General features: G+C 42.4%; 22 protein-coding genes and 1 other RNA gene. 3 read left to right on the top strand and 20 right to left on the bottom strand.

Going from position 1 to position 26,926, the window contains the following annotated elements:
* Positions 1-78: 78 nt before the first annotated feature.
* The 13 genes from LFUMFP_RS05490 to LFUMFP_RS05435 all read right to left on the bottom strand — a co-directional run bounded on the left by LFUMFP_RS05490 (position 79) and on the right by LFUMFP_RS05435 (position 9,072).
* A complete protein-coding gene (locus LFUMFP_RS05490; RefSeq protein ID WP_106483223.1) occupies positions 79-621 on the bottom strand; it encodes an ABC transporter permease family protein in 543 nt (180 codons plus the stop codon).
* 41 nt (positions 622-662) lie between these two features.
* Positions 663-1,430: a DUF2705 family protein gene (locus tag LFUMFP_RS05485; RefSeq protein WP_158697729.1), complete on the bottom strand. Its 768-nt coding sequence runs from the start codon at positions 1,428-1,430 to the stop codon at positions 663-665.
* Between the two features lie 43 nt (positions 1,431-1,473).
* A complete protein-coding gene (locus LFUMFP_RS09825; RefSeq protein WP_158697728.1) occupies positions 1,474-1,620 on the bottom strand; it encodes a hypothetical protein in 147 nt (48 codons plus the stop codon).
* Positions 1,621-1,649: 29 nt separating this feature from the next.
* Positions 1,650-2,237: an ABC transporter permease gene (locus LFUMFP_RS05480; protein ID WP_106483221.1), complete on the bottom strand. Its 588-nt coding sequence runs from the start codon at positions 2,235-2,237 to the stop codon at positions 1,650-1,652.
* On the bottom strand, positions 2,234-3,115 hold the full coding sequence (locus tag LFUMFP_RS05475) for an ABC transporter ATP-binding protein (RefSeq protein ID WP_106483220.1): 882 nt from the start codon (positions 3,113-3,115) through the stop codon (positions 2,234-2,236). The genes LFUMFP_RS05480 and LFUMFP_RS05475 overlap by 4 nt, the downstream gene beginning before the upstream one ends.
* Before the next feature lie 110 nt (positions 3,116-3,225).
* Positions 3,226-4,005: a hypothetical protein gene (locus tag LFUMFP_RS05470; protein WP_025082569.1), complete on the bottom strand. Its 780-nt coding sequence runs from the start codon at positions 4,003-4,005 to the stop codon at positions 3,226-3,228.
* A complete protein-coding gene (locus LFUMFP_RS05465) occupies positions 3,998-4,870 on the bottom strand; it encodes an ATP-binding cassette domain-containing protein (protein WP_106483219.1) in 873 nt (290 codons plus the stop codon). Before LFUMFP_RS05465 ends, LFUMFP_RS05470 begins: the two co-directional genes overlap by 8 nt.
* On the bottom strand, positions 4,863-5,234 hold the full coding sequence (locus LFUMFP_RS05460; RefSeq protein WP_025082567.1) for a GntR family transcriptional regulator: 372 nt from the start codon (positions 5,232-5,234) through the stop codon (positions 4,863-4,865). Before LFUMFP_RS05460 ends, LFUMFP_RS05465 begins: the two co-directional genes overlap by 8 nt.
* Positions 5,235-5,376: 142 nt before the next feature.
* Positions 5,377-6,330 carry an NAD(P)-dependent oxidoreductase gene (locus tag LFUMFP_RS05455; protein ID WP_158697727.1) on the bottom strand — a complete coding sequence of 318 codons (954 nt, stop codon included), beginning with the start codon at positions 6,328-6,330 and terminating at the stop codon, positions 5,377-5,379.
* Positions 6,331-6,436: 106 nt separating this feature from the next.
* Positions 6,437-7,579, bottom strand: coding sequence for a THUMP domain-containing class I SAM-dependent RNA methyltransferase (locus tag LFUMFP_RS05450; protein WP_025082565.1), 1,143 nt, complete (start codon positions 7,577-7,579; stop codon positions 6,437-6,439).
* Positions 7,580-7,657: 78 nt separating this feature from the next.
* Positions 7,658-8,019: RNase P RNA component class B (gene rnpB / locus LFUMFP_RS05445), an RNA gene on the bottom strand.
* A 38-nt stretch (positions 8,020-8,057) separates the two neighbouring features.
* A complete protein-coding gene (gene gpsB / locus LFUMFP_RS05440) occupies positions 8,058-8,450 on the bottom strand; it encodes a cell division regulator GpsB (protein ID WP_025082564.1) in 393 nt (130 codons plus the stop codon).
* Between the two features lie 61 nt (positions 8,451-8,511).
* Entirely contained in the window at positions 8,512-9,072 is a 561-nt protein-coding gene (locus LFUMFP_RS05435) for an SLOG family protein (RefSeq protein WP_035438813.1), read from the bottom strand.
* 75 nt (positions 9,073-9,147) lie between these two features.
* Between LFUMFP_RS05435 and recU the strand changes: the two genes are divergently transcribed.
* Together recU and LFUMFP_RS05425 are read left to right on the top strand one after the other, a co-directional pair.
* Complete coding sequence (gene recU, locus LFUMFP_RS05430) at positions 9,148-9,783, top strand: Holliday junction resolvase RecU (RefSeq protein WP_106483217.1); 636 nt, start codon at positions 9,148-9,150, stop codon at positions 9,781-9,783.
* A 5-nt stretch (positions 9,784-9,788) separates the two neighbouring features.
* The gene (locus tag LFUMFP_RS05425; protein WP_106483216.1) at positions 9,789-12,044 is read left to right on the top strand and encodes a transglycosylase domain-containing protein; all 2,256 of its coding nucleotides are present in this window, start codon (positions 9,789-9,791) and stop codon (positions 12,042-12,044) included.
* A 58-nt stretch (positions 12,045-12,102) separates the two neighbouring features.
* On the opposite strand, the gene nth is transcribed toward LFUMFP_RS05425, so the two are convergent.
* The 7 genes from nth to LFUMFP_RS05390 all read right to left on the bottom strand — a co-directional run bounded on the left by nth (position 12,103) and on the right by LFUMFP_RS05390 (position 25,816).
* On the bottom strand, positions 12,103-12,753 hold the full coding sequence (nth, locus tag LFUMFP_RS05420) for an endonuclease III (RefSeq protein WP_106483215.1): 651 nt from the start codon (positions 12,751-12,753) through the stop codon (positions 12,103-12,105).
* A gap of 17 nt (positions 12,754-12,770) precedes the next feature.
* Positions 12,771-13,394 carry a DnaD domain protein gene (locus tag LFUMFP_RS05415; RefSeq protein WP_025082560.1) on the bottom strand — a complete coding sequence of 208 codons (624 nt, stop codon included), beginning with the start codon at positions 13,392-13,394 and terminating at the stop codon, positions 12,771-12,773.
* Between the two features lie 129 nt (positions 13,395-13,523).
* Positions 13,524-14,822, bottom strand: coding sequence for an asparagine--tRNA ligase (gene asnS / locus LFUMFP_RS05410; RefSeq protein WP_025082559.1), 1,299 nt, complete (start codon positions 14,820-14,822; stop codon positions 13,524-13,526).
* Between the two features lie 121 nt (positions 14,823-14,943).
* Positions 14,944-15,420 (bottom strand): cell wall elongation regulator TseB-like domain-containing protein, encoded by a 477-nt coding sequence (locus LFUMFP_RS05405; protein ID WP_025082558.1) that lies wholly within the window; start codon positions 15,418-15,420, stop codon positions 14,944-14,946.
* Between the two features lie 77 nt (positions 15,421-15,497).
* Positions 15,498-18,326: a helicase C-terminal domain-containing protein gene (locus LFUMFP_RS05400; protein WP_106483214.1), complete on the bottom strand. Its 2,829-nt coding sequence runs from the start codon at positions 18,324-18,326 to the stop codon at positions 15,498-15,500.
* 226 nt (positions 18,327-18,552) lie between these two features.
* Complete coding sequence (addA, locus tag LFUMFP_RS05395; protein WP_025082557.1) at positions 18,553-22,269, bottom strand: helicase-exonuclease AddAB subunit AddA; 3,717 nt, start codon at positions 22,267-22,269, stop codon at positions 18,553-18,555.
* Complete coding sequence (locus LFUMFP_RS05390; RefSeq protein WP_106483213.1) at positions 22,262-25,816, bottom strand: PD-(D/E)XK nuclease family protein; 3,555 nt, start codon at positions 25,814-25,816, stop codon at positions 22,262-22,264. Before LFUMFP_RS05390 ends, addA begins: the two co-directional genes overlap by 8 nt.
* Positions 25,817-25,961: 145 nt before the next feature.
* On the opposite strand from LFUMFP_RS05390, the gene mvk reads away from it, so the two are divergent.
* Positions 25,962-26,906, top strand: a complete 945-nt coding sequence (mvk, locus tag LFUMFP_RS05385) for a mevalonate kinase (RefSeq protein WP_035438812.1) — start codon at positions 25,962-25,964, stop codon at positions 26,904-26,906.
* Positions 26,907-26,926 lie beyond the last annotated feature (20 nt).

The following is a 26,926-nucleotide window of genomic DNA, read 5'->3' as shown; positions in this document are numbered from 1 at the left end:
TAATCACTCCCTATATTGGTTGGAATTAGCTACTACCATTGTAAGTGATTGCTTTGGGCTTTTTAATTTCTGTTCGGATTAATTATAGAATTTGCCAAGACAATACAACAAACTCGTAATCGTAATCAGCATCGCTTGTAGCAATAGGGTCACGTAGACCACCTGCCCTGAAAATTGCAAGGGCATTTGCGCGAGTGCGTGACGATCAACCGTTGGTAAAATATTGATAAAAGCTTGCGCTCCTTTGACAGCAAAGAGATTGCCAATCAGTGCCCCCAGCAGCCCAACCAATAACATTTGTCCAGTCATAATAACGCTCAATTGACGTGGTGAAACCCCCAAAAGCATTAAGATATCGTTCGTCTCATCAAAAAGATCAATACATTGTTTCATCGCGTTCCTTGCTAGTAGCAATATGACGAGACTTCCAACAAACATTGGCATTTCAAAAAAGACGCCATAATCAAATTCGGCGCTTAAGGTATTCGGTCCAACCAGTTTGATGGCATTCAAGATGGTCAATATCGTACTAAAAACGAATCCCGAAACAATAAAAAGGGGTAATACGGCTAACCAAATCTGCCAATGCTTGATAAATGACTTCACTATTAATTTAAGCATGATGCCCTCCTGACCTATTTTCATTGACGACTTAACGTTATTCAAAATTTCCGATGGCTAAAGATTAAGTACCCGAACTCGAGAAATACGAGCGTATAACATAAAGCCCCACCGATAATTTGCAGATTACTTAATTGCGTTAACTCATGGTAAACAACGTAGGTCGTATACTGATTCTGTAGGTTCAACATATTTAGCGGATTCCATTTAATGATGAAATCGAAGGTCTCGTATTTATTTAATAAATTATCCGACAAACCCTGGCCCATAAAAATCAGCACAAAGCTGATGACCACCGCTAACGAATTGTTTTTAGATAGACTTGAAAAGAAAAAAAGCAAAGCGATTGTCAAAAGTGACGCCACTAGCCCCACCAACAGGGTTAATATCAAATTAACAATCAGTGGTTGCTGATACTGATAAACTGTGAACCAATCAACCTGGCCAGGAAAGATGATCAATGATAGGCCAATCGTTAAGCCAAAAGCAATCACGTGTAAAATAACATCGTAGCAAAAAATTACCAAGAATTTTGAAAAATAAATGTCGCGTTTATTCGATGCTTTATACAACAACGTCAGAATGGTACCCTCTTGAAACTCCATTGAAAAGATACCCGCACCAATGACCACTAACAGCATTTCAATCCACGGCCCCGCTAAAAAGGAACTGATTACTAAGTAACGACTGAATTCAAATTTAAATAACAGCCATGCCAAAAGCATTAACGGTACTAACAAAATGGGTGCATACCAGACCATCTTTTTATGGAAAAATTTGTAGTATTCTTGATATAAACTATCTGCCATCATCTAGCTCCTTTTTGACTATTAGTATTGGGTTTTTATTAAGCTAATTGTGACTTCGTTTAAACAGTCGATACCCTAACTCTAGAAACAGTAGCGTATAGCCCGCAGTCCCAATCATGATTTGAGGATTATTCAATTTCGTAATCGTGCTAAAACTGGGATCAGCCAGTTGCCCTAATAAATTCAACATATTAAACGGATTCCATTTCAATAACGACACTAAATCTCCGGCTGACTGGATAAGCCTCCTGAAATCGTTTGACCTAAGAAGACAATCCCCACGCCGATACTGATTGCAACGACGTTCACTTTAAATAAACAGATTAGACAGATAGCAAGCGCAATGATTAAGAGTGATGCCATCAAATTGATTGTCGTTAGTTTTAAAAGCGTTTTCAATAAAGGCTGGTTGCCAGTCTCCGTCGAAAACCAGTGATATTGATTAGGATAGAAAAGCAGCTTAAGCAGAATCGTAAAGCCGATTGATGAAAGATGTAAAATGCCACTATAGCCTAAAATAATCATCAATTTAGCCCAATAAATGGCCCTTTTCGTCGGACTTTTATAAAACAACGTCAGCAGCGTGTTATTCTGATACTCCATTGCAAATAAGTTTGCACTAAATACGACTAAAATCAAAGCAATCCATTGACTAGCGCCAAAACCTTGAACAATCAAAAACGCCACTTGATCGTCACTATCCATCAATACCGTAAAAAGCATCAGGCCAAACAGCATCAAAACACCATAGTAAAAACTTTTTTGATGTTTGACCTTAAACCATTCCTGCGCCAAATTTCGCATCATTTCGGGTTGACCTCCCGCTCTTTCAAGACGTTAACAACCACTTCTTCAAAGTCAATTGTAATAGGCGACAATTCCAGCAACTGAATACCGTGCGCATAAATGATCGGTTGTATTTCTAAAATACGACTCGCATCAATCATTAAATAGGTTTCGTTGTTCTCACTTTTAATGCCGTTAGCGTCCAATAGTGCAACCGTCTTAGCCAGATTATTAGTCACCAGTTTATATTGCTGATGCTCATTTTGAATGAGTTCGGTAATGGGTTTTTCAACTAATATTTCACCATTATTAATTAAAACAACATCCGTTATCACTTTTTCGAGTTCACTTAAGATATGACTTGAAATTAAGAATGAGGTTCCCCCATCCGCATATTTTTTAATAATCTGACGCACTAGAATCGTTGCTTCAATATCTAAGCCATTCATCGGTTCATCCAGAATCACAAACTCAGGTTGATTTAGTAACGCAATCGCAATCCCCAATTTTTGCTTCATCCCTAATGAATATTGCTTAGATTTATCATCAACATAGGCCGTCATTTCCAACGAAGTGACGAGGTCCAGCACGTCCTGTTGATTTTTACAATAAAGCGTCAGGTTTTGGCGACCAGTTAAAAAGGGATAAATTGCGGGGCGCTCAATCAAGGCGCCCACCTTGGTTAAAGCCTGATGGTTATTGACCGTTACCGCGCTCCCGTTAATTTGGATCGCCCCTTCAAACTTCAATAAGCCCAAAATCGTTTTCATAATGGTGGTTTTACCAGCGCCATTTGGGCCAATCAAACCAACAACGGCCCCCTCTTTGACCTGAAAAGAAACCTTTTTAATCACCTGTCTTTTCGAAAAAGAAACAACTATATTTTTAACGGTTATCATACCGCACCCCCCTATTCTGGATAAAAAAAGAACCCTACAGACAATTAAGCTATGGGGTTCATTTCAATCATTAGTGATATTGAAATCACTAATGTCATGCAATTTTAAGTTTAATCTTTTCTTAACGTAAACGCTAACCGCCGAGTTTGCATGAAATGTTGGCACACACCAGCGATAATGAGTGGCACTAGGATACTAATCAGTAAACTGATCCAAGCCATAGGTTGTTGACTGACGTGAAGCATACTATCGGCCGACTGTGTATCACCAAAGATGACAACAACGTCAAATGATAATGCTTTGGCCCACGCTGGTAAAATGCTCGTCAGAATGGGGGCAAGATATTGATTATAGACGACGGACCAAACAATGTAGATGACGAAGATGACCCACCACATTTTCTTTTCAAATAACGTCATGAAGCTACTGATTTGAAGGGCGCTGGCTAAAAGTAACCAGCCAACTAGGATTACCATGATAACAACTCGTGGCGCTAATAGAAAAGCTAATGAGGCATTATAATTCATCCAGACGGCTAATAAGTAACCGATTAAGAAGGTAATGGTTTGTGTGCTAAACAAAGTAACCAATTGTGTGGCGTAACTCGTTTGTCGGGAGATGCCATTTTGAATCCCAAATTCAAAAAAGGGTCTAACAGATGTGAATGCGGCAATCATAATCACAATTTGACTGGCAATTAGCCCGCCAAAAACCATGGCGTAAGCAATAAATTTCACGTACTCTATCCAACTAAAATCGACGTGTTGATACAGGCTGACACCCACGGCAATAATCGCTGCCACAACCACTGTCATGAATACGCCGAGTAGCGTTTTAAGCACGGTGCTCCATAATTCTGTTAATCTGTAACGTAACATGGCTTTAAACATCACGATTCCCCCGTTCGTTAGTTAATTTAATAAAGGTTTGTTGTAAATCAACGTGTTCGATTGTTAAGCGGTCTGGAATTTCACGTTCAGTTGGTAATTGATCGTAAATATAAGCGATATACAACGTTCCCAACTGTTCCGTTGCCAGTTGATTCAATTCCTGACAATACGCTTGAACGACTTCCTCTGGGCCACTAATCCGATAACTCTTCGCTAGCACCGTCTCCAAAGGTTCATCAATAATGACTTGGGTTTCATTCAAAATCACGACGTGTTCGATTAAATTAGCAATCTCTTCGATTAAGTGGGTCGCTAAGACAATCGTCCGTGGTCGTTCTTCGTACGCCTTCAAAATGAATTGGTACAACATTTCGCGATGATTCGCATCTAACCCCAGAATCGGTTCATCCAAAAAGACAACTTCGGCTGGGACGCATAAGGCGAGCATCGCTTTAAAAATCGTTCGATAACCGGTAGATAATTGACTTAACTTCTTCTTTGGATTCAAGCCAAAAGCCGTCATCATTTCCGCTGATAAGGTTTCGTCAAACTGACCCTGTAACAAAGCGGTATTTTTAATAATTTTTTGAAGCCGTTCTTCTTTAGAGAACAAGTTGGTTTCTGACATCAAATAGAACGCTTGTACCGGATGATCGCGGCCAGTTAGTGCTTGACCTTGCCAACTAATCGTCCCGCTACTGGCAAAAATCCGATTGGTGATAATGTTCAATAAGGTACTTTTACCGACCCCGTTACGGCCTAATAAGCCATAAATCGTATTTGGTTTAAACGTTAGATTAATGTCATCCAAAATAACTTGGTGGCCAAATTGTTTCGTAATTTGCGTTAATTTTAGCTCATTCATGATCATACCCTCTTTCAATTAAGGCCAGTAGCGCCGTTTTAGTTAAGTTCAGTTGCTTGGCCTCTTTGACTAAATCTTGGACGTGTTGTTGATAAAACGCCGCTTGTCTTTTTTCTGTAATTTGTGCTGGTGCTGTTTCAGTCACAAACATCCCGAGTCCTCTTTTCTTTTCAATCAAGCCAGCCGTCACTAATTGATTCATGCCTTTCAACACGGTCGCCGGGTTTAAATTGAATTGCCGCGATAATTCGGTCGTCGATGGCACTTGGCTATCCGGCGGGAAAATGCCGGTAAAGATGCCCTCTTCAATCTGGTTCGCAATTTGACGATAGAGTGGTTCGTCGTTATTAAATTCAAATAACACGCTAACACCTCCTGTTTACGTTATCTAGTTAGTTGGTTATGTAACTAACTATAACAGCAAAGTTTCAAAAGTCAACTATGCAATCAAAAAAACACACACTACTTCGAATATTTCGAAATGGTGTGTGCTTTAAAACAGTAAATTAGTAGCCTTCAGTCAAACTAACCGTATTGTAAGTTAGGTGGCCATCCGCTAAAAAAGTGGGCAAGTTACGGGCAAAGACAGTGTACACCCGCTCGTGTAAATCTGGAATATAACCAGAAATATGCGGTGTAATCACTAAATTAGGTGTTGACCAAAGTGGTGAATCGGCGACTAACGGTTCATTTTGGGCAACATCAATCGCTGCGCCGGCCAACTGACCGGCATTCAAAGCAGCCATTAATGCGGCTTCATTGACCGATTTTCCCCGACCGACGTTAAAGAAATAAGTCCCCGCCGCTACTTTCGCAAAGAAATCAGCGTTAAAATAATCGGTCGTTTCAGACGTGAGTGGCATGCCGTTGACAATAAAATCGGCCTGTTCTAAAACTTGATCAACCGTTTCAGTCGTCACGATTTGTTCGAAATGATTAATGGGTTCGCCATTCCGATTAACGCCGATGGTTTTAAGCCCCATCATTTGCGCATATTGAGCGACTTTTTCACCAATTTGACCAGTCCCAAAAATTAAAATCGTGCGACCTTCAAGCGTCATGGTACTTTGCCCGATTGGATGATGATCCCAAACCTGTTGACGCTGCGCATTTAAACTTTGATAAATGCCGCGTGTAAAATACAATAAATAACTCATGACGGTCTGGGCAATCGGTACGGCGTGCATGCCCCGCGCATTCGTCACTAAAATGTTCTGGTCAATCAATGTTTGCAAGGGCAAATAGTCAATGCCAGAAGTCGCGGTTTGAATCCATTTCAACCGATGATTAGGGATTGCCAAAATTTGGGGGCCAATCACCTTATTCCAGCCAAACATAATGTCAATTTCCGCCAATTGCGCTTGCGATACATCCGCGCGATTGATAATCGTTAAGCCCTGTTGCGCTAATTCAATGCGTGCTGTTTCGGGAATATTTTCCGCTGCTAATATATTGGTCACGATAAATTCCTCACCTTGTATTGAAGTAGTCTTAAGTATAATGGATTGACGCCAAATAAAAAAGCATTCCGCCTAAATTTAACGGAATACTTTATAATTTTATTTATTATTTTTCAGCACGTGGCCAAACTGGACGACCCCAGTATTGGAATAAATCGGTTTGAATCCGACCATTATAGAGTTTCCGACGCTTAGTGGCCCGTTGTCCGTAAGATTCTTGGAACTGTAAATCACTCGTTAAAATGTATTTACTCCAAGTCTTCATTGAACGGTAAGTGTCACCCATTTCTTTGTATAATGCCCGCGCTTGTTCTTGATCACTCATCCGTTTACCGTAAGGTGGATTCGCAATTAAAACACCATTGGTTAAATCAGTTTTAAAATCTTTAACGGCTAATTGTTTAAATTCAACCTGATGGAGTACCCCAGCTTTTTGGGCATTTAAACGGGCAATATCAATCATATTTTGATCAATATCATAACCGAAGATTTCTAAGGGTTCATCCATCTTAACGAGCGATTGCGCTTCTTCTTTAACGTTTGCTAGAATTTCTGGTTTTAACCAATCAAATTCTTCAAAAGCAAATTGGCGTTGCATACCAGGTGCAATGTTATGGCCCATTAAGGCCGCTTCAATCGCAATCGTGCCTGAACCAGTTGTTGGATCGACGAATGGCATGTCGTTGTGCCAGCGTGATAGGAGAATTAATGACGCCGCAAAGTTTTCTTTTAAAGGCGCTTCCCCTTTTTCAAGACGGTAACCCCGTTTAAACAAACTAGCCCCAGTCGTATCTAAACTGATCGTCACGAAATCTTTTAAGATGCTGACTTCTAACGGATAAGTTGAGCCGGTTTCAGCTAAACGTGTCCGCCGATGATAAACACTACTTAACTTATCAACGATCGCCTTCTTCGTGATGGCTTGAACGTCTGGTTCACTGTGAAGTGTTGACCGGACTGACCGACCAGCAACTGGAAAAGCGGCATCTAATGGCAAAAAGTCATCCCAAGGTAACGCCTTAACTTGTTCAAATAATTGATCAAAAGTTTTCGCTTCGAATTGACCAATTGCAATCTTAATCCGATCAGCACTCCGTAACCAAAGATTGGTCCGGGCGATATCGGTTAAATCACCTTCGAAATAAACCCGACCATTATCAGAACGTGTTTCATAACCTAAATCTTGTAATTCTTTTGCCGTGATTGATTCAATACCACTTGCCATCGTTGCATATAGTTGGTAAGTCATTTTTTAAAGATCCCCTTAGGAAAATATTTTTTAAATAAAAAGAGCTTGGGCAAAAGCCCAAGCCACCTGATTGTAAACCTCTATAGGCCATGTTTTGTTCCAGAACTTTCCCAGGAAGAAAGTTCCTTCAGTAATCATCTATCTGTTCTTACGAACTCTCATTTTTAGTTCATTTCCATAAATGAGACGCCCCTACCAAAGTTTGGGTTACTCGCTCGCGGGGTTTACCTCGTTCCATCGTTTGGGTTTCCCCAACCGCTCCGTCACTGTGGCACTATTTAAGGATATTAACGCATGACCGAAGTTTTAGCGCGTTTTCCGCCGTTACCAATTAAGGTACCCTGGCTTATTGGGCCAGGCACGAACACTACAAGCATCTCAGCCTGTGCGGGCATGGACCTTCCTCAGCCTACTGATGTAGACCGCGATTACTCAAGATTTACAATGTTTAATCAATGTAAACTATTATACCACACTATTACATATTTGTATCATTAAATTGAGAATGATTTTGAACTCTCGTTTGACCTGCCGGATTTTGATCGCTTAATTTAGCACCAAAAACGTGGCGTTCCAAATTAGAAAGACGCTTCAAAATATCATAGTTCGTCGCTGCTGATGTTTGTTGTGGTGCATTTTCTTTAACACTATCAGAAGCATTCAACTGTTTGTTTAATTCTTCAACCTTGTTAAATAAACGGGTATTTTCAGCCGTCAAGCGCGTGATTTCTTCTTGGTAGCTTTGGTAATCTTTGATAATTAAATCTAAATAACCATCGACTTCCTCTGAATCATAACCGCGCATCTTTGTTTTAAATTCTTTTTTTAATATTTCAGTTGGGTCTAATTCGACTTTGATTTGATTATCCATATTGACACCTCATTTATAATAAACGCTTCATACATGTAATTATAGCAAAGATAACCTAGAATTAAAACTTTAGATTCTCTAGCTCCGCTAATTCATTCGCGACATCCTGTAATTCAAAGAAATCGACTTGGTTTAACGGATAATCCGTCTGGCCTCGGTACTGGCCAATCGCTTGATAATCGTAGCTAGGTTTACCTTCTGCTTCCGGATCGTAATATAACAGTGCGCCGTCGGTATGACTTAACATGAACTGTTGATACTGTTTCAATTGTTGTGGCCCAGAATATGGTGCATTCGAGACCGGCTCACAAAAATCGACCTGGCCCTTTAACTGTACCAACTTAGCTTGATTTTGCTCATTCCATTGTTGACCAAAATCATTGAACGGTAACATCAACGCCGTTTTTAAATCCGGATAATCCGTCTTTAATGTTTGAGCAACCTCTAAGCTCCACTGTTCAATCCCCATTTGACCGCCCGTAATTACCCATTCTAAACCGTCGTCTAAGAAATTTGTTAATTGTTTTTTTAAAGAATATTTAATAACTTTAAGTTTTTCATCATTTTCGCCGAAAACACTTAATTCATAGCTTCGATAGCCAGTGACCCATAAACGTTGCATGGTCTTGCCTCCTACCTAATGATTTTAAAATCACCTGAATATTGCTATAATGATTGCACAGGAGCGTGATTTTCGATGGCCTTTCATTATCCAAACGGACAACCTTACTTAAATAATGAAGTACCGCAGTCTAAAAAGCAAGCCACCCGACCAAAAGCAACCACTTTATTTGGTAAACGGGGCATGTCGCTTGAAGAAGAATTAAACGATAGTAATCAATATTATCGAAGCCAATCAATGGCTGTCGTCTATAAGAAACCGACCCCGATTCAAATTGTGAAGGTCGATTATCCAGCACGCAGCCAGGCCGTGATTAAAGAAGCCTATTTTAAACAAGCTTCAACGACCGATTATAACGGGATTTATCAAGGGCGTTATCTTGATTTCGAAGCCAAAGAAACCAAAAATAAAACGGCCTTTCCGTTTCGTAATTTTCATCAGCACCAAATTGAACATTTTCGCGCTTGCTTACAACAAGGTGGTATCTGTTTTGTGATTATGAAGTTCGTTCCCTTGCAACGACTGTTTCTATTGCCCGCTAGTGAACTTATTACCCGCTGGGACGCGCAAGCAGATGGCGCTCGTAAATCAATTCCACTTGAAATTGTGATTAAACAGGGCTACGAGATTAATTATCAACTTAATCCCACGATTCCCTATCTAAGCGCGGTTGATCAATTAATTGCGTACCAAGTCAAAAGGAGTAACTAATCATCATGTCCGATAAAAATACCGGTAACTCACGTGTCGCACGGCACAAAAAAACCAACCAGAAACCAACTGCCAAGAAAAAGAAGTCGTTATTCTGGCGCATTATTAAATGGGGCATTTTAGCCGTTGTTGTGCTAATCCTCGCAGGAATTGGGCTCTTTGCTTATTATGCTAAAGATGCGCCCAAATTAACCCAGTCAGATCTTGAGAGTGTTGTTTCATCAACGCTCTATACAAGTGATAACAAAGCCTTCAAAAAATTAGGATTGGCCAACAGCACTCGTGCATCGAGCGAACAAATTCCAACCACGCTTAAGGACGCCGTGGTCTCAATTGAAGATCGTCGTTTCTATAAAGAAAAATTCGGCGTTGATCCGATTCGGATTGCTTCGGCAGCAGTTTCCAACGTTACGGGTAAATCATCGCTTGGTTTGCAGGGTGGTAGTACCCTGACCCAACAACTCGTTAAACTATCCGTTTTCTCAACGAAAGCATCCGACCAAACCTTCAAACGTAAAGCGCAGGAAGCTTGGTTAGCCGCACAAGTTGAACGACAATATTCTAAGGACCAAATATTAACTTTTTACATTAATAAGGTTTATATGAATAATGGTGTCAACGGGATGGGTACGGCCGCCGACTATTACTATGGTAAAACTTTAAAAGAATTAAGTTTGCCGCAACTGGCGTTATTGGCTGGTATGCCACAATCGCCGGCAGGCTATGATCCCTATCTACATCCAGAAGCCGCTAAAACCCGGCGTGATTTAGTGCTAGATGCGTTAGTTCGTAATAATAAGATTACGACTGCCGAAGCGACAGCGGCTAAGGCCGTTCCCATTGCGACTGGCTTAGTTGCCCAAAAAGATGCCGCTAATACATCAACTGACGATAAAGCAACTGATGCATACGTTAAAGAAGTCATTACCGATCTTAAGAAAAAAGGCTACAACCCCTATACTGACGGGTTAAAGGTTTATACCAACATCGATATGGATGCCCAGAAGAAACTTTATACAACTGTCAACGATGATAGTAGCATTCCCTTCCCTGATGATAAATTACAAACCGCGGTTACGATTACCAATCCCAATAATGGTAAAATCGTCGCTATGATTGGTGGTCGGAAAACTGGAAATGTCCAACTCGGTTATAATCGGGCCGTTCAAGCCGGTCGTAGTAATGGTTCTTCAATGAAACCGCTGATGGATTATGCACCAGCGATTGAATATCTCAACTATTCAACCGGCTACAAACTAGTCGATGAACCGTATACTTATCCAGGGACCAGCGTTCAATTGCATAACTTTGATAATCAATATGTGGGGACCATCACCGCTCGTAATGCTTTGGCCAATTCACGAAACGTCCCCGCGATTAAATTATTGGCCGATGTCGGCATGACGAAAGCGAGCCAATTTGTGGAAGGCCTTGGGATTACGATTCCGTCAGATGCTGGATTCTCTTACGGGATTGGTGGCAATGTATCGACCTTGCAAGAATCAGCCGCATACGGCGCTTTTGCAAACGGCGGGACTTATTATAAGCCAACCTATGTTAGCAAAGTCGTGACGGCTGATGGCATTACCCATAATTACGATTCTGAGGGCACTCAGGCCATGAAGAGCTCAACAGCTTACATGATTACCGATATGTTGAAAGACGTTATCAGCAAAGGTTCTGGGACACTCGCGCAAATCTCCGGATTATACCAAGCCGCTAAGACCGGGACAACCAATTATTCTGATGAAGAAGTCACGAACTCAGCTGGCGCCATTAATTCTGACTTAGCTAAGGACAGCTGGTTTGCCGGCTACACCAAAGACTACTCGGTTACCGTTTGGACCGGTTATGATGAACCCTTAAAGAACGGTTTAACAATGAGCGAACGAAACGTTGCGGCTTATATTTACCGTTCGATGATGGTCTACCTTGCCCAAAACAGTACCAACAGTAACTGGACAATGCCTAGTAACGTCATTGCCAAAAATGGTGAATTATATATTAAGGGGACGACAACCGCTGAAAGTAGTAGTTCAAGCAGTAGTTCTAGTTTCTCTGAAAGTATATTAAGTAGCTCTTCGACGAGCTCGTCAACGAGTTCAAGTAGTTCCGAAAGTAGTGTTGCTGAAACGAGCAGTTCTGAACCGGTTGAAACGAGTTCCTCATCGGTTCCTGAGACAACCAGCTCCGCTAATCCAGGCAGTACTTCTTCAGAATCAAATGCTGGTGGCGACATATCAACCACACCAAGCCAATAAAAATAAGCTAGGCCTATTCGTCTGAATGGGCCTAGCTTATTTTTATTGGGCTATATTGCTAACCACGATCGGCTAGATATTGTTGACCGGCAACACAAATTGTTAACAATGGACATTGCTGACATTTGGGGTTCCGTGCCGTACAATATTGTCGGCCAAATAAAATTAATGTATGGTGGGCTTTAACCCAATCGCTTTCGGGTAACTTAGCCTGAAAATCACGTTCAATTTGAGTGACTGACGCATTCTGGGCACTGATTCGCAACCGTTTAGCAATTCGAGTGACGTGGGTATCAACAGCAAATGAGGGCACATTAAACGCATCACCCAGAACAACATTGGCGGTCTTACGACCGACGCCGGCAAGTTGTTCTAATTCAGCATGGGTTTGGGGGACTTCGCCACCAAAATCGGCAATCAACTGTTGGCAACACGTTTTAATGTGTTTTGCCTTGTTGTGATACAACCCAATTGAATGAATGTCCGCTTCGATCGACTCCAGAGACGCGTTTGCAAAACTCGTTGGTGTCGGGAAATCCCGAAATAATTTGGGCGTGACTTTATTAACCGATACATCGGTCGCCTGCGCACTTAACATCACTGCAATTAACAATTGGAATGGTGAATCAGCCACCAACGCCCCTTTAGCATCCGGAATTAACGTGTACAACTGGTCAAAAGCCCAGCGTGTTTTTGTTTTAGATAACATTTAACTCACCCTTTCATTTAAAATCGGGGATGTTTCTGCTGATAATCCTGCAAGTCATCCTTGGTTTTAATATTTTGCTTTTGCCAATTTAATAAAATACGATCGACGTATTTCAATGAATAAACTTGGTTAAAGACGGCCTCGCGCACGGCTAATTGAATCAAATCGGGATTATACCGGTCTAAATCCAACCAATTAGCAATAATCTCCGTTTCAAGCGGTGATAGTGGTCGGCCGAATAATTGTTCGACTTGATTAAAAATCATGGCGCGTTGATTCTGATCTAAATCAGCCTGGACCGCTTGTTCGGCTTGCATCGCAAGAATACTCAATTTCATGAGGGTTGGCGTTAAATCATAGCGGTCGACGGCCTGACCTTGTTCATTTTCACGCGATTCTAACGTGATTAACTTTTTTTGAATCAAGCGATGGACCAACTCGTAGATTGTCTTTGCTGGCAACTGCATGCGTTCGCCAATCAACGCTAAATCTGGGAACTGATCCCCTTGGCTAGCAAAATCAGTGAGCTGCAAATAAACGGTTAGTTCATCCGTTGACATCTTAAGTGTTCGATACTCCTGCAACAGTAGCCGTGAGATGCTCACTTGGCCCCCGTTTAAATACGCATTTAATTCATTCATATTCTAGCCTACTTTATCCAATGTCATTACTATCATTGTAACCAATCTTACCACATAAAAACAAGACGTCTGAATAATCCTCAACTTAGGATTATCATGCGTCTTGTTGTTTGTCCGATTTAAAAGGGATTAAGGTTGAATCCGGTTAATCATTCTTGGGAATGGAATGGCTTCACGTAAATGATCAATGCCACAAATCCAAGTAATCGCCCGTTCTAGTCCTAAACCGAAACCAGAATGTGGGACTGAACCGTAACGACGAAGGTCTAAATACCATTCGTAGTCTTTCAAATCTAAGCCCATTTTAACGATTTCGGCTTCTAACTTATCGTAATCCGTTTCACGTTCACTACCACCAATGATTTCACCGTAACCTTCTGGTGCTAACAAGTCAGCACATAAGTAGACATCATCACGCGTTGGATGTGGTTTCATGTAGAACGGTTTGATGGCCTTTGGATAGTTCATGATAAAGACCGGTTGTTCGAATTGATCTGATAAATAAGTTTCATCAGGCGCACCGAAATCATCGCCCCATTTAACGTCAAAATCAGCAGCTTGTAACATTTCAATCGCTTTATCGTACGAAATTCGTGGATAAGGGAGTTGTGTATATTTCTTTAATTGATCAATATCACGATCTAATAAATTCAAGTCATATTCACAATGATCAATGACGTTTTGAACCAAATAAGCGATGTATTTTTCTTGGACTTCTAAACTTTGGTCTTGATTCATGAAAGCCATTTCGGGTTCAATCATCCAGAATTCAGTTAAATGACGACGCGTCTTTGATTTTTCAGCCCGGAAAACGGGACCAAACGTAAAGACTTTACCGAATGCCATGGCGCCCGCTTCAGCGTATAGTTGGCCACTTTGCGTTAAATAAGCATCGTTTTCGAAATATTCAATGTGGAATAATTCAGTAGTGCCTTCTGGCGCGCTACCAGTCAAGATTGGTGGATCCATCTTGATGAAACCTTCTTGGTTATAGAATTCATAAGTCGCACGAATGATTTCATTCCGGATTTGCATGATTGCAAAAGTCCGTTTCGAACGTAACCATAAATGACGGTGATCTAATAGGAATTCAACACCATGTTCTTTAGGCGTGATTGGATAATCGCCACTCTCACCGACTAATTCAATGTTTGACACTTCAATTTCATAACCGAAATGTGACCGTGTATCTTCATGAATCACACCTGTAATCCACATACTTGATTCTTGTTTTAAATCTTTCGCTAATTGGAAAACTTCTTCGCTGACTTGACTTTTAACCACAACACCTTGGAAAAAGGCACTGCCGTCACGCAATTGTAAGAAAGAAATCTTACCACTTGAACGTTTGTCAGTTAACCAACCGCCGATTCTGACTTCTTCATCGACATGGTCTTTAGCATCGATAATACTGATTTGTTTAACCATCTACTCGGTCTCCTTATGTCTATTCATTTCAATAAAACAGTCCAAAAATAACTGATAATCATCATTATATAACAAAACACTGATTGTCACAGCTTAAATTGGCAATTATTCGTAAAAAAATTTAGATATTTTCAATCAATTGAACGGTATCGCCCGATTTAAAATCTAACGTTAAATAACACAAACGGCCCTTATTCGTCCGATAAACCACTTCCCAAACCGGTTTATTCTTGAACATCCCAAAATTAATATTCAACACTTTTTTAGGCTTTTTAGTCGACCAAGTTTTCTCGAGCGCTTCATTCTTAGTCATCCCGGCTGATTGACGATAAACCGTGGCGTGGTTGCCCTTTTCATTGATCAAGACGTAAATCCCACGACCAGCACTATTCTGCCCACTAACCGTATAATACGTATTCTTACGATGATACGTGTAGAAATCATCGGGGTTCTTTAATTTAGCATATTTTTCAGCAATCGCAACGGCCTTTTTCTCAGCTGTCGTGTCTGGTAATCTAGCTTGATGATAAATCATCAACATGGCGCCCATCACAACGAGTAGCAGGACAATCCAGAGCCATTTTTTGTATTTACGCACGTGTTTTCTCTCCCCGTTTATTCGGATAACTTTATTATAGCAAAAATGCAAGACTTACTTTGCCAAATCAAGCGAATTTAGTCTGAATTTAACCAAAACAGATCAATTAGTTCACGAATCGTGGTCACCGGTGCCGCTTTTTGTGGCAAACTAGCCGGTAGAGCCCGACACATCTGTTGACCATACTGGGTCGTCAACAAGCGTGGATCTAAGCAAACAAAGACGCCGCGATCATCCGACGTCCGAATTAGCCGACCGAATGCTTGCCGGAATCGAATCGTCGCTTTCGGTAATGCTTCAGTCTTAAACGGATTTTGCCCTTGCGCCGTTAATTGCGCGTAACGGACTTTGGTCTGAACCGCATTCGGCGCATCAAATGGCAGTTGGACTAAAATCACCATTTCAAGCGCTGATTCCGGAAAATCAATTCCCGCCATGAAGCTACTCGTCGCTAACAAGACGGCGTCATGCCCTAACATAAACCGTTTGGTAATTTTTTCAGCACTCCCGGTGACCCCCTGCGCTAACACTTCGCGATCCAAACTTAATCCGGCGTGCGCCAACGCGTAATAGACTTGTTCAAGCGTTTGATTCGCATTAAATAGAATCAATGTTTGGTGCGGATTATTGGTAACTAGCGTTAAAATCTGGCGCGCAATTTGGCGTTGATAATCGTTAGGCGTTAACTCTTTTTGCACCGGACCATCTGTGGCGATTAAGAAACGGGCTTGTTGTTTGAAATGGAACGGACTCCGTAATTTCTTGGTCATTAATGGTTGATCGTCATCGAAACCAAATTCACGTTTCAAATACGTAAATTGGCCATTAACCGCTAGTGTCGCACCGGTTAAGGTCACGGGTTCGAAATGTTGTAACAACGACTGCATCTGAGTGCCGGCCGAAACCAATTGCCATTGGAGCTTAAACTGTGGTAATTGACTGGGTTGCGCCGGTTGAATGCTTTGAATCGACAAAGCGTGTTGTTCCTGCGGTTTGACCGCAATAAATAACTGCTCAAATCGTTGGTAATGTTCAACATCGGCTAACAATAAGTTAATTTCATTTTCAAAGGCTTGCCAAACACTTAAATCACTCGCAGCATACCGTTCGAGTTGTTGCTCTAAGCTATAGCGTAACGCTAAGAAATGGTCCTGGATCGTCAATAATTCCCGGTTCAACTGTTTAAACTCACGTTGACAACCGTTGACGAATTGGATGACTTCATCAGGATTCAAATACCGATCCGTAATCGGCCGTTGTTGGTCACGCACATCAAAACTCGTTTTTAAATAGGTCTCAAGGGCCGTCAGTGTCCGAGTCAGTTTGGTTAATGTTTTATGCAGATATTTTAACGAACGATTTTCAGCCGTTTTAGGAGGAAATAAAGTTGCTAGATTATTACTCTGCGTGGTCGTTGTATATTGGAGCCCTTTTTGCGCCCACAATTGCCAGCGGGATAATGACCAAGTCTGTTGGGCAATCGATTGGACGTTAAAAATCATACTTTGTGCTTCGTCGACCACTAAATAAGGGCGTTCACCCCAGGTTTGTTGATCACTAGCATGTTCCGCTAAATAAGCATGGTTGGTCACTAATAATTCTGCTTGTTGTTGGCGTTTGGTTAACCGACGCAAGAAGTCATCTTGATAGAATGGCGCCTGCGGATCGAGTGAGGCCACGCCACGGTGACGAATATTAATAAAGAACGGCGTTTGATAACTGGTTAAGTTCAACTCGTCTAAATCACCGGTGACGGTTTGGGTCAACCAGATTAAGATTTTCATCTGGAGTAACCGCGTTAAACGATTCTTATGTGGGAGTTGCAACGATAACGTAAACCGGTGTAAATCGATATAGTGGCGGGGACTCTTAACCACTTCGGCCAATACTGGTCGGCCAATCAACTTCTCTAATAACGGCCGTGCTTGGGTTAATATCTGGTCTTGTAATAGCGTGGTTGACGTCGCAACGACTAATTTTTTCGTGCTAGACATCAAATAACTGTATGGTAACAAGTACCCTAAGGTCTTCCCTAACCCGGTCGCCGCTTCAATTAGAATCGGTTGTGGTTGTTCAGATTGATAATTATCGGCGATAAAGTCCATCATGGTCGCTTGGGCCTTCCGCCATTTTAGGTGCGGTTTTAAAAGCGCCTTTTTAGCGGCTTCATCGTGTGGGTATTCGGCAGCGTATTGTTCGCCTGGATAAAGCGTAAAGTCTGTCGGTTGGTCTTTATGTAACGCAATGTTTTCGCGAATCAGTAATTCTGGGATTAACGGTTGTGATTGTTCTTGCATCTGGTCATAAATGGCGGTAAACAAATCCCCCGTCTGGCGTACTAACCCCGTTCCGAGTTCACTCAATTTCGCCAATGTGACTAGTGGCAACTCGCGTAGACGGGCCATCAGTTTCAACAATAATTTAGCGGTGACGAGGGCGTCACTGTCGGCTTGATGCGGATTATCGTGCTCAATCGAGAGCAATTGCGTTAAATCCTGCAACCGATAGCTAGGCGCTTCCGGCAAAATGATTTGAGCCAATTCAACGGTATCAATTCCGTCTAATTCCAATGGTTCTTGCCCGACTCGGGCCAATTCACCGTTCAAAAAGGGTAAATCAAAGTTAATATTATGGGCCACAAAAACAGTACCCGATAATATTTCAACTAAGGTCGGCGCTAAATCTTCAAAAATCGGTGCAAATTCCAATTGATCAGCACTGATATGCGTTAAATGTTGAATTTTATTAGGAACATCTCTTAATGGATTAACATCTTGGGAAATCGTTTGAATGATTTTCCCATTCTGAACAAGGGCGCACCCGAATTGAATAATGCGATCCCCGTCTTTAATATTCGTGCCGGTTGTCTCTAAATCGACAACGGCGTATATCGTCTCTCGATTCATGCTGTCACCAATACTTTACTGAATTAATTATGAACAATTATACAATGCCATTTCCAAATTGAACAGCCAATCCTGTTTCGACAAGACTGGTGACTTGAAGATGCCATTATTCTCTAAGATGATTATACATGGAACTATTCCGGATTGAAAGCCGGAAACTGGGTCGTGGTCTGGATTGACCATCAAAAAAGGCAGGATTGCTCCCGCCCACGTTTGCTATTCAAAATTAATCTAATGCCACAAGCTCACCAATCGATAGTAAATAAAGGTATTGATGGGTCACTGGCCGTTTTAAAATCTGGGCTAAAGCTGCGCTGTATAAATTTAATTGGCCGGCATACCGGGTCTTAATTTGTGCGATGGCTGTAGTTTGATTTTGCGGATCAACATAATCGGTTTTGTAATCGAATAAGTAACAAGCGTCATTGGTCAAGACGTAGCCGTCCATAATCCCATGAATTAAGACCGAATCCGTTGGTGACTCTTGAATCCCTTTGAAAAGGGTCGCAGCCGGTAATAAGAGTGAGAACGGCACTTCCCGTTTAACTTGCGTGGGATTCGCTAAAATAATCTGGCCTAACGCACTTTCAAAGAAGGTCAAAATATGTGCCACATTAATCTTAGCAGCAACGGTGGTGGCTAAGATATTGGCCAACACTAATTGATCAATTAATGCTTGCACACTGGCCGTGGTGATTGGCGCGGTCAAATCGAGTTCTTGCAACACTAAATGCGTCGCCGTCCCAATCTCAGTTGCGGTCGGTTGCACGACGGTTTGCAGGAACTGCGGTTTAGCTAACTGATCATTAACGTAACGGTGCGTTTCTTGGGCTTCCTCCGCGGCAAACGTTAATTGACCTAAACTCAAATTATCCGGATCATCAAATAATCGTTTGACTTCCGAAACGGATTGATACGCCGTCGTTGCAGTCGCAACCTGATCTGGATACGTGAAATCAAGTTGCGCGACCACCGCTTGGGCTTGTTCAGTCGTTAAATCAATCGTTTGCAGCGCTTTTTGTTGTTGCTTGCCCCAATCTTGATCTTTTTGCAGACTGCCTGGCACCACACCGAGGCCGATTTGATTGACAAAAGTCAGTTCAAATTCGGTTTGGTCACCACTCAACGGTAAGAACGGTTGGTACTGGTCGACCCAGTCTTTGGCCTGTGAATGGCGCATTAAACTCAATCCAATCCAATCTAGCAACGAATTACTAGCGTTGCGGACGCCGACGTCTAAGATCAATGAACCACTATTTTGCGCTTTTTGCCATTGTTGCATCAGTTGTGCTTGGTTATCACAACTGCCGGCAATAATCAGTCGTTGTTCCGCTCGCGTTAAAGCCACGTATAATTTCCGCATTTCTTCAGCGCGTAATTTTTGCCGTTTCTGGGCAACGATGGCCAGTTCTGGTAGTGTCGGCACCTTCAACCGTTTAGCGTTATCTAAATAGACAATCCCGAGTCCGGAATGGTCATCTAAAACGTAGTTCTGCCGTAAATCTTGTTCGTTAAATTGATGACTGGCATCCATCAAGAAGACAACTGGAAATTCCAAGCCTTTACTCCCGTGAATCGTCATAACGGCAATCGCATCTTGGTCTTCAAGACTCGTCGGTTGGGCTAAATCCTTATCCTGTTTTTGGAGGCGTTCAATAAATTGAATGAATTGGAACAACCCTTTAAAGCCATTTTCTTCATAAGTCGCTGCTCGTTGATAGAGCGCGTGCAAATTAGCTTGCCGTTGCCGACCAGCTGGCATCCCACCGACGTAATCCAAGAAACCCGTCTTCTGATAAATCGTCCAAATCAGTTCAACCAAGGATTGTTGACTCGCAATCGCCCGTAAGTCAGTTAACAACTGTTGAAAGTTGGTTAACTTGCGCATCACTTGTTGACCGAGTTGGCCGACCTTTTGGTCATTAAAATTCGCAATAAAATCAAAAACCGCTTGATAATAATCATCGGTTTTATCGTTAATCCGAATCAGGGCCAATTCATTTTCATTCAAGCCAACGATTGGCGAACGCAAGACACTGACCAACGGAATATCTTGATTAGGATTATCAATCACTTTTAATAATGACAACATAATCTGAATCTCAGTCGTTTGAAAATAGTTTTGGGCGTCGTTAATCACGACTGGTAAGCCAAACCGTTGGAAATAATCCAGAATCAGCAAGTTATTACTGCGCGTCGGGGTCAACAACACAATGTCTTGATACGTGATCGGCCGCAATTCTTGCGTTTTGCGATCCCAAATGGTTTCTTGTTGGTCAATCATCGTTTTAATCCGTTTGGCGACCGCAATGATTTGGCCTTCACTTTTATCTAACGCGGGACCACTGGCTGCTTCAGCTGGTTTGGTTTCGTATAACAATAATTCGGTTGGCGCAGTCGGAATCTCGTCCGGATAATAGGTCGCACCGTAGGCCAACTTGGCGTTTTCGTCATAGGCCATCTGACCCAACTTAACGTCCATAATTTGTTGGAAAATTAAATTGACGAAATCGTCAATATTACGGCGTGAACGGAAATTTTCAGCGAGAATAATCCGTTCACCGTCCTGATCTGGTTGCGCAAAAGCCTCGTACTTGCCGATAAACAGACTCGGATCCGCTAATCGGAACGCATAAATTGATTGTTTCACATCCCCAACCATAAAAACATTGCGAGGTTCAGCCGATGAAACAGCTTGAATGATTGTTTCTTGCAGTTGATTGGTATCTTGGTATTCATCCACTAGAATCTCACTAAATTGTTGTTGATAATACTGACGAGCGGCTTGTGATTCCGCCGTCTCGCTAGTCAGTATTGCTAAACAAAAATGTTCCAAATCACCGAAATCTAATAGATGGCGCCGTTTCTTTTCAGCTTGGAACGCGTGGCGAAAAGCTAAGGTCACTTCAACTAATTTACCGACTAACTGTCCTGCTGATTTTTGAATGGTCGTTGTTTGGGCTTCGTCAAAGACAAAATAGGTGTTCAATAAATTTTCGAGACTCTTTTTAACGTGATCTAAATCATCTTTGAGCCGGTCTTTGGCCACTTGTTCAGCCTCGTCCAATTTTTTAGTCCGCTTGGCGGGTCCCATCTGCGCATCCGTCAATTGCATTTTCCACTGGGCCCACGTTAATTGCGCTGAATCGGTTTGAATCGCGGTCAATAATTGTTGCGTGGTTTGAATTTGTTCCGCATACACGGTTAACTTCTCACTAGTGATACTCAGTTCGGCCGCTTCCTTCAAGTCTTCTAAACAAGTACTAATCGTGCGCTGTAAAGTCGGTAAAATCGCCTGTTGGAAATAGTAACTGCTTGTAATACCGGCTTCCGGAACGGCATACGGGGTCGTTAACGCGTGTAGCCACCCTAATGGATCTGGATTGGCATTGGCGAAATTCAATAAATCAAAAACAATCGTCGTTAAACCGTCATCGTTGCGATCGTTCGAAAAATTCTGGGCTAAATCATAGAATAACGCATCATTTTTTTCGTAATACCCCTCACGCACTTGTTGCCAGACCCGATCGGCTAATAATAGTCGTTCCGCTTCATCACTTAATAATCGAAAAGCCGGATCGAGTTTAATCACGTAATAAAACCGTTTAATGACTTGTAAACAAAACGCGTGTAAGGTGCTAATCTGTGCCGTGGCCACTAAACTCAATTGTTGGCGTAAGCGTTGTTGCACCGCGTGATCATCCGTTGCTAAACTCGTTTCGCGTAAAGCGGTTTGAATCCGTTGCCGCATTTCAGAAGCGGCCGCTTCAGTAAAGGTGACGACCAACAATTCGTTAACGTTGGTCCCTTTCAGAATTTTTTGAATGACGCGTTCGACAAGCACCGTCGTTTTACCAGAACCGGCCGATGCAGAAACTAAAATATCGTGACCGCTATGCGTGACTGCCGCTGCTTGGGTTGGTGTAAATTGCCGTTTACTCATGTTGATCACCTTCATTTTTCTCGGTTAATTTTTGCAAAATATCTTTGGCTTCTAAAGCTTCCAGTTGTCGATAATTATTTTCCGGTAACATCGCATCGAATTGGAAGATTGATTTAAACGGTGACCGCGTTAGAGCGTTGGTCCGATCCGGACGCATCATTGGATTCAAGGCGTTGGCCCCCGCAAAAATGGCTTGACCCGCTTCTCGAATGAGATTTTCATTATGGGCAATCAATAACTCTAATTCGTTCATCGTGACCAGTTGCTTGGAACTAAATTTACCACTCTTCAATTTGCTAAAGGCAAATAGTGGTGATTGTCCGCTTTCTAACGCCGTATCTAAATTGGTCAACAATTCTTCATCGTTTAGAATCAGGCCGTTATATTTGAACTGATCCAATAATAGTTGATCGAGTTGGCCTTGTTGTAGTTGCGCCATTTTTTGTTTGGTTAACTGTTTTAAGGTTAACGTTGGGTTTTGGAGGTGTAAATAAAAAGCCCCCGCCGGTTTGACGGCCGTCTTAGCCGGTAAAATCGCGGCTTGATCTTGCAAAACGGTATCCAAATAGGTCAACATTTGTAACGCGAGGCCGTAATAAGCATCCCGGAAATTGAAACGGTGTTGACTCGATTTATAATCAACAATCCCTAAGTAAGCTTGACCGTTAATAGTCAATTGATCGATTCGATCAATCTTACCGCGGACTTTAACTTGATGATTATCGGGTAACGTAAAGTCTAACCCCTGCAAACCTGTATCAATCCCGACTTGTCCGAAGAGCACTTCCGTCGCTAACGGCGTCAATTGCGTCCGTTGACTTTGGTCACGCAACGCTAAACCGACCCGTTTAATCGTCTGGCTGAGTTGTTGGCGAATATACCCCATCCGCGCCGTCTTGGTGAGAATTTTAAATTCAGGTTGTTCGTAGGCCGCTTGTAATAATTGGTCGACTAACGTATTAATCTGCGCGTCATCCAATTGCGGTAACGTTAAGGCTTGCTGTTGAATCCCTTTAATAAATTGGTCCATTAATTGATGGTAGAAATCGCCCGTGTTGGCTGGTGTTAATTCAAAAACGGGCCGTTCGTTCAACTTCAACCCGTATTTCAAGAAATAAGCGTATTGATTTTGGTAAAATTCTTCCAATTTAGAAATCGAGGTATGAATCGTTTGACCATATAATCCGATGACAATTTCCGGCGTCAAAGCAACGGGTTGATTGCAGTATTGTAAACTCTGCAATAATTGTTGCGTTAAAAACTGACTCGCTGGCTTTTGAACTAATAATTGATAAACCGCCAACCAGTCGTTCGGAATCGGTAACTGCTGTTCTTGTGCTTGACGACTGACTTGAATCAGATCACTTAACAAGCTCCGCCACGAACCACTAATCACCGGTTGCGTCGCCATGGCTGGTTCGGCTAACACGTGCTCCGTACTTAATTTAAAGTGTTGTTGAATCCGTTGAACGTACGGTGATAGTTGATAATTAGTCCCATCACCACTACTTAATGGGTAAGTAAAATAAACCGCTTGTTGACTGCTTAAAAAAGCTAAGTAGTTCAAATAGGGTTCGAATTGCATCTGCGATTGACTGGCTTCCCCTAAGAATTGGTCCGCCGTTAATCCGGTCACCAGATTTAACCGGTCTTGATCGGTTAAGAGTGCGCTATCTTCAACAATATCCGGCATCACTTGATCAGTCGAACCAATCATAAACGTGATTTGCCGTTGCTTAGTCTGGACCATCCCCGATTCCGATAACACGACTTGATCAAGCGTCGATGGAATCTGGGCGTATTGCGCTTGGGCAAAACCGGCCGATAAAAGTTTCCAGAAATCGGTCACATCAAATGGTCTTTCACCCAATAAGGTCACGTATTCATCCAGCATCTGCATCAAGGTCGTCCAGGTTTGTTCTGGTTTACCAGCTTGGGCCACTTGGCCGTCTGCTAACGCTTGATCCCGCCACGCCAAGAGTTGTTGATCGACTCCTTGATCGACTAAAAATTGATATAAAAGCTGCGCGGCTTGGCGCCCATTTTTCGCCGCATCTAAACGCCGGTAAAATGGCGGTAATGTCTCTTTCACAAAATGACGAATCCGGTTAATTCGTTCGGTTAAAGCCTCATCTTGCGTGGTCCGCGTCCCTTCTTGATACGAACCGAATCGGTAAAATTGCCAATCGCGATCCGCTAACCAATCGTGGCCTTCATAGCCACTTTTTAAGATTAAATTTTCGCACAAATCAAGATCCGCTCTAAAATCGGCGACTGCTTGATAGTCACCCGTCGCCGTCTTAGGCAATAATAAGGTGGTCTTCAATAGCGCCATGACATCTTCGTAACGATAATAGTGATCCTTGACCGCAAATAAGGCTTCCAACATTGAAACGAGCGGATGCGCCGCCATCGTTTCCGGCAAGTCGCAGAAATACGGGATTTCATATTCGGTTAGAATCGGCGTAATCATGTTCTGATAAGGCGTTAAATGCCGCGTCAAAATTAAGAAATCACGATACCGATATTGACCAGTCCGCACTAATTCACGAATTTGACGCGCCACAAAGCGGAGTTCACTATAACGATTATCGGCTGCCACCACTTTAATCTGTTTGGCAACGTCACTTGGGGGTGTCGGTAACCGCCCGAAGTTTTGGGAACTGACCCAATAATCATCGAGCGCTTGTAGACTAGGCGATACCCGTTTAACACTAGCCACCTGGTCCAATAACACCGGCACCTGACTATTGCGTGCTTGTTGGTAAAGTTGATAATAGGTCTGCCCCGCTTGATAGAAAAAATCCAACGAATCGGGTTTTTGATCGACATACGGTTGGTCTAAAATGAGCGCCACCGATAGATCAGATTGTTGCATCAAGACTTTCATTAAAGCCTGTTCTTGGGCCGTTAATTGCGCAAAGCCTTCGACGTAGAAATGACAATCGTGCAAATCTTGGTGTTGTAAATAATCGGCTAGCGCGTCAATAATCGCCGTATTTTCGATAAATTGTTTTTGCATCGCTGCCTCAAAAGCGGTCGCAATAATGGTTAAATCGTGTAACTTAGCCGTTAATTCAACTTGGCGTTCCGTTAGGTTCGTTGCAATCTGGGTGAGATCCGCCGGCGTGATGCAACCGACTTTCAATTCGAGTAATTGTTTGGTGAGTTGTGCGACAAACCCCGTTTGATTGACCTCGCCACCAAATAAGACCAATTCGTCAGCGTGTTCTTGCAACAAGCGGTAAACCAACATATTTAACCCGGCTGTTGAAATCCGGGGAATTTGATAATATGGTGTATTCTTCATGAAATACCAAGCTAATCGGGTGAATGAAAAAACTTGGACTTGTGAAGAGGCAACGTAATTGACTTCGTCACCTTGTAATTCTTTTAAAATCGACACTTCCGATTCAAATTTAATATGGTTCGGTACTAAATAAAAAAACCGATCATTCGGTGTTTTTTCTAAAGATTGTTTTAAATTAGCGACCAATGTTTGATGATGATCGGCACTAATTCGGCCTAGAATAAACTTTAAACTCACGACTACCACCCCTTTGCAGCTATTTTACCATACATAGGAGTCACATTATGTCATTTCCAAACAGCCGGTAGCCGTCTTCTTTAATTTGCAGTATAGTAGTAAAGTAACGATTAGATTCGTCAATTCAATACGATAGGTGATATTTATGCAAACTGGTGTGGGCTTAAGTCACGCTAAAATTATTTTAATCGGTGAACACGCCGTCGTTTACGGTCAGCCAGCCATCGCACTGCCCATTTTTGCGGTCCAAGCAAAAGTCACGGTGACCGTCGATGAACACTTGGCTGAACCCCAAATTCAAAGCGCCTATTATACGGGCCCACTCAGCCAAGCTTTCGGTCAAATGAAAGGCATTCAATACTTAATTGAACAACTCTGGCAACGATTCAACGATCGCCAAGTCCCGTTTCAATTAACGATTGATAGCCAACTGCCCCCCGAACGCGGGATGGGCTCCTCGGCCGCGACGGCGATTGCCATTATTCGCGGATTGGCCGATTGTTTTAACCAACCAATCGATCATCAGCAACTTTTAAAATTTGCCACTCTTTCTGAAAATATGATTCACGGTAACCCCAGTGGCATCGACGCGGCCACCACTGGCGCAACCACGCCACTATGGTACGTTAAAGGCCAACAACCGCAACCGTTACCCATCAACTTAAATGGTTACTTGGTAATCGCTGACAGTGGTCAAAAAGGCCAAACGGGGACGGCCGTTCAAAGCGTCCAGAACCGCTTATTAGGTAATCCAGCCCAAACGCAACCAGTGATTGACCATCTTGGCCAATTAACGACGGCCGTTGCCGCCAACATTGCGCATAATCAGCTCAGTGAATTAGGTCAAAATCTGACCGCTGCACAAACTGATTTACAAGCACTCGGTGTCAGTAACCAACGACTCGATCGTTTAATCACAATTGCCAATCAAGCTGGCAGTCTCGGCACTAAATTAACCGGTGGTGGTCGTGGCGGTTGCATCATTGCCTTAGCGGACACTCAATCAGCAGCCAACTACTTAGCACAAACCTTAACGAACGCTGGCGCTATTCAAACTTGGATTCAAGCACTACCAGATTTACAAAACTAACTTAACAATAATTGGGGTAA

Source organism: Latilactobacillus fuchuensis, assembly GCF_900258455.1.
GTDB classification, from domain to species: Bacteria; Bacillota; Bacilli; order Lactobacillales; family Lactobacillaceae; genus Latilactobacillus; species Latilactobacillus fuchuensis.
Note: the sequence above shows the minus strand (reverse complement) of the source record. Positions and strands in the feature narration are given on the sequence as shown.